The sequence below is a fragment of the Serratia sp. BW106 genome, from assembly GCF_002607755.1.
In the GTDB taxonomy this organism is placed as follows: Bacteria; Pseudomonadota; Gammaproteobacteria; order Enterobacterales; family Enterobacteriaceae; genus Serratia; species Serratia proteamaculans.
This window is the reverse complement of record NZ_MCGS01000024.1, coordinates 50,837-63,573: the sequence shown is the minus strand read 5'-3', so window position 1 is coordinate 63,573 and position 12,737 is coordinate 50,837. Positions and strand designations below refer to the sequence as shown.

At 55.7% G+C, this 12,737-nt stretch carries 12 protein-coding genes; 1 reads left to right on the top strand and 11 read right to left on the bottom strand.

The window, feature by feature from the left end; translation table 11 throughout:
• Positions 1–55 precede the first annotated feature (55 nt).
• The 3 genes from BEI65_RS17640 to ibpA all read right to left on the bottom strand — a co-directional run bounded on the left by BEI65_RS17640 (position 56) and on the right by ibpA (position 2,954).
• A complete protein-coding gene (locus tag BEI65_RS17640; RefSeq protein WP_085115180.1) occupies positions 56–1,714 on the bottom strand; it encodes a putative transporter in 1,659 nt (552 codons plus the stop codon).
• Between the two features lie 167 nt (positions 1,715–1,881).
• Entirely contained in the window at positions 1,882–2,310 is a 429-nt protein-coding gene (ibpB, locus tag BEI65_RS17635) for a small heat shock chaperone IbpB (protein WP_099064447.1), read from the bottom strand.
• Between the two features lie 230 nt (positions 2,311–2,540).
• Positions 2,541–2,954, bottom strand: coding sequence for a small heat shock chaperone IbpA (gene ibpA, locus BEI65_RS17630; protein WP_099064446.1), 414 nt, complete (start codon positions 2,952–2,954; stop codon positions 2,541–2,543).
• A gap of 303 nt (positions 2,955–3,257) precedes the next feature.
• On the opposite strand from ibpA, the gene BEI65_RS17620 reads away from it, so the two are divergent.
• Positions 3,258–3,602: a YceK/YidQ family lipoprotein gene (locus BEI65_RS17620; protein WP_099064444.1), complete on the top strand. Its 345-nt coding sequence runs from the start codon at positions 3,258–3,260 to the stop codon at positions 3,600–3,602.
• A gap of 34 nt (positions 3,603–3,636) precedes the next feature.
• Here BEI65_RS17620 and BEI65_RS17615 read toward each other — a convergent pair whose 3' ends face one another.
• The 8 genes from BEI65_RS17615 to BEI65_RS17580 form a co-directional block, all read right to left on the bottom strand.
• Positions 3,637–4,917, bottom strand: coding sequence for a DUF3748 domain-containing protein (locus tag BEI65_RS17615; RefSeq protein WP_099064443.1), 1,281 nt, complete (start codon positions 4,915–4,917; stop codon positions 3,637–3,639).
• A gap of 46 nt (positions 4,918–4,963) precedes the next feature.
• A complete protein-coding gene (locus BEI65_RS17610; protein WP_099064442.1) occupies positions 4,964–6,256 on the bottom strand; it encodes an MFS transporter in 1,293 nt (430 codons plus the stop codon).
• Between the two features lie 364 nt (positions 6,257–6,620).
• Positions 6,621–7,769, bottom strand: a complete 1,149-nt coding sequence (dgoD, locus tag BEI65_RS17605) for a galactonate dehydratase (protein ID WP_012004518.1) — start codon at positions 7,767–7,769, stop codon at positions 6,621–6,623.
• Complete coding sequence (locus BEI65_RS17600) at positions 7,766–8,383, bottom strand: 2-dehydro-3-deoxy-6-phosphogalactonate aldolase (protein WP_099064441.1); 618 nt, start codon at positions 8,381–8,383, stop codon at positions 7,766–7,768. The genes dgoD and BEI65_RS17600 overlap by 4 nt, the downstream gene beginning before the upstream one ends.
• Positions 8,367–9,260, bottom strand: coding sequence for a 2-dehydro-3-deoxygalactonokinase (locus BEI65_RS17595; protein ID WP_099064440.1), 894 nt, complete (start codon positions 9,258–9,260; stop codon positions 8,367–8,369). Before BEI65_RS17595 ends, BEI65_RS17600 begins: the two co-directional genes overlap by 17 nt.
• A gap of 40 nt (positions 9,261–9,300) precedes the next feature.
• Positions 9,301–9,999 (bottom strand): FadR/GntR family transcriptional regulator, encoded by a 699-nt coding sequence (locus BEI65_RS17590; protein WP_099064439.1) that lies wholly within the window; start codon positions 9,997–9,999, stop codon positions 9,301–9,303.
• A gap of 243 nt (positions 10,000–10,242) precedes the next feature.
• Positions 10,243–11,190 (bottom strand): 2-hydroxyacid dehydrogenase, encoded by a 948-nt coding sequence (locus BEI65_RS17585; RefSeq protein WP_099064438.1) that lies wholly within the window; start codon positions 11,188–11,190, stop codon positions 10,243–10,245.
• Entirely contained in the window at positions 11,183–12,499 is a 1,317-nt protein-coding gene (locus BEI65_RS17580; RefSeq protein ID WP_099064437.1) for an MFS transporter, read from the bottom strand. Before BEI65_RS17580 ends, BEI65_RS17585 begins: the two co-directional genes overlap by 8 nt.
• Positions 12,500–12,737: the final 238 nt, after the last annotated feature.

Sequence of the window (12,737 nt, the reverse complement as noted above, 5' to 3'; positions counted from 1 at the left end):
AACATTTGGGGTTCAGTTCAGCGTGGCGCCCCGTCGTTTTACATGGCCCAGTTTTTTACATTGCCCAGAAAAGTACCGCCAGCAACTGCGGCGACATGATGCGCAGGAACATCGCCAACGGATAAACCGTGGCATAGGACAGCGCGGCAGCGCCGCTGGTCGGGTGCAGGCCGTTAGCGAAGGCCAGTGCCGGTGGATCGGTCATCGACCCTGCCAGCATGCCGGACAGCGTCAGGTAGTTCATCTTGCCCACCATCCGCGCCAGTACGCCCACGCTGAGCAACGGGATAGCGGTAATCAGCGCACCATAGCCAATCCAGGCCAACCCTTCACCGTTAATCAGCGTATCCACAAAGTTGCCCCCCGACTTCAGGCCCACCACCGCCAGAAACAGCACGATCCCCAATTCACGCAATGCCAGATTGGCACTGGGTGGCATAAACCAGTACAGCTTGCCGATGCTGCCGATACGCCCGAGGATCAGCGCCGCCACCAGCGGGCCACCGGCCAGCCCCAGACGCAAGGCCGCCGGGAAACCCGGAATAAACAGCGGTACCGACCCCAGCAGCACGCCCAGACCGATACCGATAAACACCGGCAGCATTTGCACCTGTTGCAGCTTCTGTTGGGCGTTGCCGACAATCGCTGCCACCGCCTCGATCGATTCAGGTCGGCCCACCAGATTGAGAATGTCACCAAATTGCAGCGTCACATTGCTGCCGGCCACCAGCTCGACACCGGAACGGTTGAGGCGCGAGATCACCACGTCGTATTTTTGCTTCAGGTTCAGATCGCGGATTTTACTGCCCAACACCTTCTCATTGGTCACCACCGCCCTCACCACCTGCAGCTCTGTACCGCGCGTTGACAGCGAAACGTCGACCTCCTCGCCAATCACCAGCCGGGCATTTTCCAGGCTTTCGCGCTTACCCACCAGATGCAGATAGTCGCCCAGTTCCAGCTTCTCGAGCGGGGCCGGCACCATCAGCAAATCGCCGCGTTTCAGCCGCGAACAGATGATGTCCTCACCGTTCAACAACGGCACATTTTTGATCGCCATTCCCTGCAGATTGGGGTTGCACACTGCCACGTTCATGGTGTGCAGCAGTTCGCGCTGGTTGCCCAGGCTGCTTTCAAACGCCTGCGCCTCCCGCTCGATATTAATGCGGAAAAACAGGCGTATCAGCCACATCACCAGCAGAATGCCACAGATGCCAAACGGATAAGCCATGGCGTAGCCCATGCCCATGCGATCGACCAGGGCCGGGTCAGACCCCAAATCGGTAAGAATTTGCTGCCCGGCGCCGAGCGCGGGGGTATTGGTGACCGCCCCGGAGAACACACCCAGGATGATCGGTAGCGGCACGGCAAACAGCTTATGAACCACTGCAGCAACGACCCCGCCAACCAACACCAGTAAAATGGCGAAACCGTTGAGCCTTAGTCCGGAGACCCGCAAGGAAGAGAAGAAACCCGGGCCGACCTGAATACCAATGGTGTACACGAACAGGATCAGGCCGAACTCCTGGATGAAGTGCAACATGTCGCCGTTAAGATTGAGCTGCCAACTCTGGGCGAAATGCCCAACGATAATGCCACCGAACAGCACCCCACCGATGCCCAGTCCCACCCCATAGATCTTCCAGTTACCCATCCACAGCCCGAGAACGGCCACCAACGCCAACATGCTGACGGTCAGGGCGATTTCGCTCATAGGTCACATCCTTGCCAGAAGTTTAACAACCGGTTTGCGGTTAAAGACGCACAGTTAACAGGGATTTTGGCATAAGCGGGAAAGGGTGACTGTGGCTTACGCCACAGAAAGCAAAGGGGGAAGCCCGTTAGGACTTCCCCCTGAAAATTTAACTGTTTCTCAGTCGGTTATTTGGCTTCCAGCCCTGGCGTGGTGCCGATGGCAATCCGCTGTGGCTGCAGGGCTTCCGGTACCTGACGCACCAGATCAATATGCAGCAGGCCGTTTTCAAACTGAGCCTCGGACACCTGCAGATGTTCAGCCAGCGTGAAGGTCAGGGTGAACTCTTTGCACACCAGCCCCTGGTGCAGATATTCCACCTGCTTTTCCGTTGGCGTCGGCTTGCCGCGCACGGTCAGGCGCGGACCTTCAACTTCAATATCCAGCTCGCTTTGCTTGAACCCGGCCAGCGCCAGAGAAATGCGGTAGTGGTTATCGTCGCTTTTCTCGATGTTGTAAGGCGGGAACCCTTGCGGCTCCTGGCCGCCCATTGAACTGGCCAGCTTGTCAAAACCGATCCACTGACGCAGCAGCGGGGATAAGTCATAATTACGCATAGTGTAAACTCCTTCTATGAAGCGAGACTTTACCCGTCGCCTTTCAAGCTACAGTGTTGTTACCTGCACTCATTCATCCCAGTCACTTACTAAAGTAAGCTCCGTGGGCTAAATGAGCTGGTCGCCTAACTGTAACTTGAAATTCATAGGGTAAATTAAGCTGTGCCCCCTGACGGCAGGCAAATTAACTCACATTGCACCGGCGGTTCGTTCCGCCGATGAAATAGGCATTATTTAATTTCGATCCGGCGCGGTTTTAATGTTTCCGGCACGATACGTTCCATATCGATATACAACAAACCGTTTTCCAATTTGGCGCCTTTAATTTGGATATGCTCGGCCAACTGGAATTTACGTTCAAAGTTGCGCTCGGCAATACCTTGATATAAGTAGGTTCTTTCCGCCGGTTCGTTATTATGGGCACCCCGTACTATCAGCAGGTTATCCTGGGCGGTAATTTCCAGCTCTTGCTCGGCGAAACCGGCCACCGCGATGGTGATGCGGTAATGATTTTCATCCACCAGCTCAACATTATAAGGGGGATAACCGCCATTCCCCTGACTCTGGCCCGCCTCCAACGCATTAAACAAACGGTCAAAGCCAATCGCGGAACGGTAGAGCGGAGAGAGATCAAAATTACGCATAAAACAGCCTCCTAAGGCACTTCAGCGAGGTTTAATAATTAAGCCTTCCCGTTGGGACAGGCTAAATAATCAGAATTCCCTTACGGCGAATTCTTAATTTACTTCTGATAAGAAAATGGGGGTTGCTTTCACCATTTCAAGCGCGGACGATCAAAAAAATGATAATCAGTGCGGCGAAAGTTTTTTTATCCCTTACAATAAACTGAGACGGCCGCCACAGAGCGGGCTCTTGCTCCTTTTAAAACATCCACAAGATGTTATAGATCAGCAGATTTTGGGGAACAGCACCCTGCAGGATGGAAAATGAAAACGATAAGAGTGATTGCAACCAGTTGCATGCTGTTAGCGACCAACGGCTGCTCCAGTGTGATGAGTCACACCGGCCCGAATCAGGGCTACTATCCCGGCACTCGTGCCAGCATGGACGTTCTGAAGGACGACAATACCAGTTGGGCGATGATGCCACTGGTGGCGTTGGACCTGCCTTTCTCGGCGGTGATGGACACCGTATTGCTGCCTTACGACTACCTGCGCTCCGGCAGTGACGGCACCGCAGACTCACCGAAAGCACGCATCTTGCGCGGTGAAGAGCAGAACCTGGCCGCCAGCGGCGACCCTGCTCATGCCGCCGCGGCCACGCCGCAGTAAAATAGTTTGATGCGGGCCATGTACCCGCATTAGCTCACACCTCGGCCACAAAAATCTGGCTGAATCCGTCGATTTCACGCATAAACGCCACTTTGCTGCCGTCCGGCGAGAACACGATCGCATCCCCCGATGGCGGCAGTGCAGTACGTTGCGTCAAACGCTGCATCCGCCCGCTGGCCACCTCACACAACATCAGGCTGTTATCACACACCAGTGCAATCCGGCCCCCCTGCGGATGCCAACTGAATGCCGACTGGATCCCTTGCTCACCGCGGGTGACCTGGTGCGGTTCACCGCCGTTGGGTGAAAGCGTCCACAGTTGCACCACTCCCGAGTCATCCTTCATCAGGCAGGCGATCATACTGCCGTCGGGTGAACTGCGCAGCCAGTGACGGGGAGTGGTCACCACGCCGGGATAACGCCGCCGGCCGGTAAAGGTCAGCCTCCGTTGACGTACCCCCAACGGAGGCGCAGGTAAATGGGTGGCGGTGCCTTGCAACGGACGGGCACCGGCTTTGGCGTAATCGGCGTCATCCTGCGGCAAATCAGCAATGAAAACCTCGGGTAACGTTTCACCGCTGCTGGAAATCGTATCGCCGATAAACGCCAGCGCCCAGCGCTGCTGCCGTCCGTCTGGTCGAATATAGCCGTGTTGGCCGACCCAGCCCTCTTCGTAGGCTCGATTAATTTGGTCACTGCCCGGTTGCGGTTGCGGCGTAGTCTCGCTGACCAGCACGCAGTAATGGCTGCCATCATACTCACGCGGATGCTGCTTGGGGGGATTCACACCCTGTAACGGTACGGCCACCCCAACGTTTCGCAGATCCTGCGCCGGGTCCAGCTCATGCATCACGTGGTCATTGTAGGTAAAGCTCAGGCGACTGCCGTCCGGACTAAACACGTGAACGTGAGTGCCGCCGCGCAGGGCGCCTGGGGTATAAGGTGCGGTGATATCCATCGCATCGAGGGTAATGGCCAGTTCGCGATCCGGTTCGCTGACGATCACCCCACGACGATGGTGAAAATCGTAATGCCAAACGCTATCAGGATGCTCCGGGCCGTGAATAAAGGCATAGCGCGCCGGTGCATCGGGGCTGACGGTCACCACGCCCACGTGGGCACCGTGCTGAGCGCGATACACCACTTCCACTATCCCGCTGTCAACGTTCACCCGTTCGATGCTCAGGCCGGTGAAAGAAGCGCCGCTCGGCCGTACGTCATAGGCCAGCCACTGGCTGTCCGGCGTCCAGACGTTAATATTGGTTAACTGATGTCCACGTGGATCAAAAGTCAGCTGTTTTTCCCGATGGCTCATGGCGGCTCCCCTGCTCATGCTGGCACTGAGCCGCCATCTTACCGGATCAGCCGACGCGTTTCACATCACCCACCAACAGCAGATACGACAACGCGCCGAGCAACGCCACTACGGCGATGTAAATCAGCGACGGTGCAAAACCGTAATCTTGCGCCAGATAACCCACCACCAGCGGAACCGTGATCCCCCCCAGCCCGCCGACAAAGTTGAACACCCCACCGGTCAAACCGATCAACCGGGTCGGTGCCAGCGATGACACCAGCGACCAGGTGATGGAGGCAAAACCGTTACCAAAGAACGCCAGAGCCATCAGCACCATAATCCACAGCGGATCGTTGGTGTAATTGGCTCCCATAATGCAGGTGGATAACAACAATCCGCAGATGATCGGCGTTTTACGTGCAAACCCTATCGAACGGCCGCTGCGCAGCAAGCGATCGGCGACAAAACCGGATAACAAGACACCGCAGAACGCCGCCAGGAAGGGTACCGTGGTCATAAAGCCGGCGGTCAGCGCCGCAATGTGTTTTTCCTGCGTCAGATAGTTCGGGAACCAGGTGAGAAAGAACCACAGCGTCGAAGTAATGGCGAACTGGCCCAGATACACCCCGACCAGCTTGCGGTGAAACACCAGCTTCCAGTCAGCCGCGGTGAGCGGGACACGATTTTTCTTTTCCGACGCGACGTCGCCGTCCACCATGCCGCCACCGGCCTGGATATATTTCAGCTCGGCGTCATTCACCCCTTTGCTGTGGCGCGGCGACTGGTACACACGCTGCCACACCAGCGCCCAAACAATGCCAACCGCGCCGGTAATGATGAACACCCAGTGCCAGCTCAACAACTCCTGCACCCAGATCAACAGCGGTGTCAGAAAAGCCAGCCCGACAAACTGGCCGGAGGTATAGAACCCCACTGCCGAAGCGCGCTCCTGCTCGGGGAACCAACTGGTGACGATGCGATTGTTGGTGGGGAATGCCGGCGCTTCAAACAGCCCGGTCACTGCACGCAGGCCAATCAGCGATACCAGGCCACTGGCGAACCCCTGCAGCAAGGTGGCGATCGACCAGCCCATGATGGCAATAAAATAGGTCAGCTTTGAGCCGACGCGATCCAGGAACCAACCCCCCGGGATCTGACACAGGGTATAGGTCCAGGCAAAAGCCGAGAAGATATAACCCATCTGCGCCTTGCTGATACCAAACTCTTGTTGAATATGCGCCGAAGCCACCGCCAGATTGGCGCGGTCAACATAGCAAATCACCACGGTGACAAATATCATTAATAACGTTAGATAGCGGCGTTTACTTCTTGGTGTTGAGGTCAATGTTGTATCCATTATCTTTATTCCGTTATTTTTCGGATTTTAATAATAGCGGTGCGATATTGTAGGGTAGCGCCGCCGAGTCGAGTTACTGATAATGATTTAACTATTTTTCAAATGACGTGGAGCAACCATGCGGTCTGACAAAACACCAACCGCGACATCCGCCATGAGAAATCGGAGCGGTTAATATAATGGGGAATAATAAAGTTAATTTCCCGGTCGCTTATTTAATAACTAACTGGCAAGCACAGTCAGTTATTCATCTGGCCCACTTCCACTCTCTGTTTTCAGCCAGGTACCTCGCCTGACGGCGACGTCAAGCGAGACACAGTGAGGTGCCTGTTAAAGATGAATTTAATTATTATTTAATACGCGATTACCACTCAGCCACTGCACCGTCTGGGTAACGCCACACCGGATTACGCCAATCCGTCGCTTGTTTACTGCGCTCGATCACCAGCTCTTCGTTGATCTCTACCCCAAGCCCCGGTTTGGTCAGCGGGTAGAAATGGCCGTCGGTCATTTTGAAATCGTCTTTATTCACCACATAGTCCAGCAGTTCGGCCCCCTGATTGTAGTGAATGCCCATACTCTGCTCCTGGAACACCGCATTACGCGCCACAAAATCCACATGCAGACAGGCAGCCAGCGCAATCGGCCCCAGTGGGCAATGCGGTGCCAGTGCTACATCGTAAGTCTCCGCCATCGCGGCAATCTTAAAGCATTCGGTGATACCACCGGCGTGAGACAAGTCCGGCTGAATAATCGCCAGGCCACCGTCCGCCAGCACCCGTTTGAAATCAAAGCGTGAATACATGCGCTCACCGGCGGCAATCGGGATATGCGTTTGCGCTGCCAGACGTGGATAGTACTCTGCCTGCTCCGCCAGTACCGGCTCCTCAATAAACAACGGACGGTAGGGTTCCAGTTCTTTGATCAGGATTTTCGCCATCGGCGCATCGACGCGGCCATGGAAATCCAGACCAAACTCGATACGGTTGCCAAAGGCTTCGCGGATCTGCGCCACCACCGCCACCGCTGCATCCACCTTACGCGCACTGTCGATGATGCCCATCTCTTCACAGCCGTTGAGTTTAAAGGTGTCGAAGCCGATTTCCGTCAGCTTGTTGATGCCGGCGATCACGTCAGAAGGACGATCTCCGCCCACCCAGCTATAAGCCTTGATTTTGTCGCGTACCAGGCCGCCCAGCAGCTGATAAACCGGTACACCCAGCGCCTTGCCTTTGATATCCCACAAAGCCTGATCAATGCCGGCGATCGCGCTCATCAGGATTGGGCCTCCGCGATAGAAACCGCCACGGTAGAGCGTCTGCCAGATATCGTTAATGCGTGCGGGATCCTGGCCAACCACATATTCTGACAGCTCGTGCACCGCCGCCTCCACGCTGCGCGCCCGTCCTTCAATCACCGGCTCGCCCCAGCCGACGATACCTTCATCGGTTTCAATTTTCAGGAACATCCAGCGCGGCGGTAGCCGGTAGGTGGTCATTTTGGTTATTTTCATTGGGTGGCTTCCTTATAGGCTAAAACGAAAGCGGCAGCCTGCTGAGCGGTGCGCTCCACCGATTGGCCAGCGCGATAGAGATCGCCTCCCAACCCCGCCCCCACACAGCCTGCGGCCAGATACAAAGGCAAGTTTTCCGGCGTGATCCCGCCGACGGCAAAAACGGGGATCTGCGGCGGCAATACCGCTTTCAGCGCCTTGATGTAATCTGGGCCGAAAGAAACCGACGGGAAAATTTTCAGCGCCTGAGCACCGGCCTCCAGAGCGTTGAATGCTTCTGAAGCGGTAGCGCAACCGGCGCAAACCGTCATGCCCAGTTCCACTGCCCGACGGATCACCGCCGGCTGAGTATTGGGCGTTACTACCAGCTTTCCGCCCACCGCCGCCAGTTCATCCACCTGCATCGGTTGCAGCACGGTGCCTGCGCCAATCAGGGCCCGGTCGCCGAATTTTTTCACCGTATCGCCGATACTTTGTTGCCAGCCCGGCGAGTTCATCGGAATTTCGATCGCATCGAACCCCGCGTCCAGCAACGTTTGTACATGCTCACCCGCTTCCTGTGGCGTAATACCGCGCAGAATGGCAATCAGCGGCAGTTCAGTGTTCCAGCTCATGCACAATGCTCCTTATTCCCGATTGGAAAGCCCGATCGCCGTCCAGTAGCTGGTAGCGTATTCCGGCCAGATTCAATGCCTGGGCATAGCGCTCGCCCAACTGCGGATTCCCGATCACCGTTAACGAGGCACTCGACGGCAGCGGGTATTCACGCTGCATCTGCGCGACTTCGTTGCCAATCAGCAACCCGGAAAGCCAGTCACTGACCGAACTTTTCTCCAGTTTGCCGAGCACGTGAGCAGCGCGGGTTTCAAATAAACGGCGCACGATGTGGCTTTCATTCATGCCGGTTTCCAGCCCGCGCGAAAATGCCTGCGGTGACGGTTGCTGCTCGTTCAGCCCCACGCCGATCAACGAATGGCGGAGCAACAGATGATGCAGTTCGCCGGTCATCACCGTGCGGAAATCTGCCAGAATGTCACCCTCCATTCGCACCCATTTACTGTGAGTGCCGGGCATGACATAGAGCGCCGACGGCTGTTCCGCATAGGCACCTATCAACTGGGTTTCTTCACCGCGCATAACGTTGCAATTGTCTTCACGTTCGACACAGATACCCGGAATAATCCAGGCCCGGTAAGGTAAAGCCGGCTCTACCGCCGTTAACTGGTGGGCAACCTCGGTCAGGCGGGTTGGACAAGACAGATAGGGAACCTGCTGCCAGCCGGCATTGCTACCGATCATTCCCGCCATCACCACCGGCAACGGTGCCTCCCAGCGCGCCATCAGCTCGCTGAAAACCTGCTGCGGCGTGCGGTCGCCAAGGCGGGTAACACCGGCCTCTGACTGCAGGCTGTCGACACAGACGCCCTGTTCGTAACGCCAGGCGCGCAGGTTGGTGGAACCCCAGTCAATCGCGATAAAGCTGTCACTCATCAAATAGCCCTCTGAAGACCTCGCCCAGTACGGGGAGCAGTCAAGTAATGTCCTTTAAGCGTTTGGTCGAGCTGGCGATCATCGCCATTGCCGCCTGCTCTGCGGCATCCGCATCCTGATGACGGATAGCGTCATACAATTCCTGATGTTCACGCAGGGTACGCGGCATATTGTCCTCATCCGACATGTAGGTACGCTCAAACACCGCGCGTTGCAGAGAACTGATCGCCACGCTGAGCTGTTGCAGTACCGGGTTATGCACCGCCGCCAGCACCGCTTCGTGGTAGCGAATGTCGGCTTCATTGAAGCGTTCACGCTCCTGATGGTGGGCTATCATGTCGTTCAGCGCCGCCTCTATCACCGCCAGTTCGCTGGAAGTCGCCCGCTCTGCCGCCCAGCGGGCGATGGTAGGCTCCACCAGGTTGCGAACCTCACTCATCGATGCGATCAGACGTGGGTCGTAATCCTGTGCCAGCACCCAGTTAAGGACGTCGGTATCCAGGTAATTCCACTGGTTACGCAGCGTCACAAATGCGCCGCGATAGCGCTTCACTTCCACCAGTCGCTTGGCCATCAGCGCACGTAAGACTTCGCGGATGATATTGCGTGAAGTTTCAAATTCTTCGCACAGCTCAGCCTCTGACGGTAACGCCGCGCCCGGGACATACTTGCCGCCGACGATCTGCTGGCCCATCTCGATGATGATGCGGTCGGTTTTACCGATCTGCTGCTTGTTCATGGTTTCTCCGTGGCATTCGCCATCCTGTGATAACGGATTTACTTTACCCGCGTCTCCCACTGGCGTCCTGCGGTTGCAGCACAATCTTTATGACTTACCTAAGTAACCTTGCCCGCATTGTAGTACCAACAAATAATGTTGTACTACAATCAAGATCACAAAACAGACAATTCATGTGAAGGGGGCCAATAACCTACAGCGATCGTTGAGTGATCATCAGGCAGGAATAAAGAAAGGGTGATGCTAAGCATTGGGGCTTTCCACAACCGGCGTTGGCAAGGGGCGACCGGCAAAATGGGCCGCTATGTTGTCGAACACCAGATCGACCATCAGCCGTCGCGTGCAGTGGGTCGCACTGGCCATATGTGGCGTCAGTACCACATTGTCCCGCCCCATCAACGCGGCAGGCACCTGCGGCTCACATTCAAAGACATCCAGACCGGCACCGGCGATGGTTCCCCGATCAATCGCCGTCACCAATGCCGCTTCATCCACCACCGAACCACGCGCAATATTGATTAAAATGCCGTCGCAACCCAGCGCTGCCAGGACCCTGGCATCCACCAGCGCACGCGTCTGGGCCCCGCCGTTAGTGCAAACCAACAGAAAATCGCAATGATCTGCCAATGCCAGCGGAGTCGCAAAAAAACGCCCGGTGAAGTCGGCAGCTTGTTGGCGGGAATGATAACTGACGGCCATATTGAAGGCCGCCGCCCGCTGAGCGATAGCCCGCCCGATCCGCCCCAGACCAAGAATGCCCAGGCGTGCGCCGCTGACCTTGCGCGTCCATGGATAGCTGCCTTGCAGCCAACCTCCACGCTCGATAAAACGTTGTGCGCCGCCAATCTGTCTGGCCGTCGCCAGCAGCAGTCCAATCGCCAGATCGGCAACGTCATCGGTCAGCACCCCGGGCGTATGGGTTACCCGAACCCCCTTCGCCCTTGCAGCCAGCACATCCACCCGCTCATAACCCACACCAAATACCGCGATCAGTTTTAACTGCGGCAAGGCGGTAATTTGCGCCGCACTGACCGCCGTTTCTCCATCAACCAGCAGTACGGTGAATTCGTCAGCCAGTGATGCCAATGCCAAGGGCGCCAGCTCGCGCATATCCACCAACGGAAAATGTTGACGCAGCCGCACCACCAGACTTTGCGGCAAGGGTGAGGCCTGCAAAATGTTCTCAGCCATTATTGTTCTCCCGCAAAGCCGCCACGCCAGCGCCAGCCAACACAGGCTTGCCGAGCCGCAGGCCTATAATGCCCCCCGCCACTAACGCCGCAGCAATGGCCATCAACGCGATATCATAGCTGCCGGTAACATCTTTAATTCGTCCCATGACCGGCGGAAACACCAGGCCGGCAATATTGGCAACGGCGTTAATCAAGGCAATTGACGCCGCCCCCGCCACACCGGCGATCGATTCGGTAGTTACCGCCCAGAAAATAGGGGTGATCGCCCAGTTCAACGCGACAGTAAGCACCAACATGCCGTAGGCCAACACCAGATTTTGGCAATAAATCGCTGCCAGCAGCAGCAGACCGGCGGCAATCAGCGGCCCGCCCAAATGCAGCGAACGCTCACCGGTCAAATCTGAGTGTCGACCATTGAAATACATGAAAATGCAGGCAAAGAAAAACGGGATGGCGGAAAGGACACTGACGACAAAGGAACTTTGCTGCGTGACGACCCCTTTGACGATCAAAGGCAAAAATAGCGTGATACCTATGGTGCCGAACGCCTGTAACAACCACATAAAGCTCAGCGCCCAAACCCGCCGGTTGGTCAGTGCCTGGCTCCAGCGATGTGATTGTCCCCCCGCAGTCTCCGCCATTTCGCCGGCCATTTTTTTGACCAGCCATTGGCGTTGCGAAGGTGCCAGCCATTTTGCTTGTTGCGGCGCATCATCGAGATAAAAATAGGTCAGGATACCCAATAACACCGCCGGGATACCTTCCAGCAAAAACAGCCAGCGCCATCCGGCTATTTCAAATAAGCCGTGCATATTCAGGATACTGCCGGAAAGCGGCAGGCCAATAACCGAAGCCAAGGCTGCGCCGATGTAAAACATCGACATGGCACGCGCACGGTCGCTGCGCGGATACCAGCAGGAAAGATAATAAATAATTCCTGGGGTAAACCCGGCCTCTGCCACGCCAAGTAAAAAACGCATCACATAGAGCTGCGTCGGCGTTTGTACCAGGCTCATACCGGCAGCGATAATGCCCCAGGTGACCATGATGCGCGCAATCCATATCTTGGCACCGATACGGCTCAATAATATGTTGCTGGGGACTTCAAAAATAATGTAGGAAATATAGAAAATCCCGGCGGCAATACCATACATCTCGGCGCTGAGCGCCAAATCGGCATTCATCTGCAACGCAGCAATGGAAATATTAGATCTGTCTATATATGCAATAAGATAAAGCAGCATAATAAATGGAATAATACGTCGGTTCATCTTTTTGATTGTCGTGGAATAAGTACTGGCATCCATAATCTATCCCCCAGAGCAATACGTTCTTTTTGCGCGATCTGTTTCTGATAAACCACGCATCCAATGGTGTTTCCATCTCGTCAGCCGAACAAACCTGCCAATGAAGATTAAAACCCGGTTGATTACTTAATAGGCTGCCGCGCATTGTAAGCACGAAAAACCATCTTGTAATACAAGATTGATCACAAAAAAACACCGAATCGGGAAGCTTAGTGATTTACAAACTAGAAAATAAATT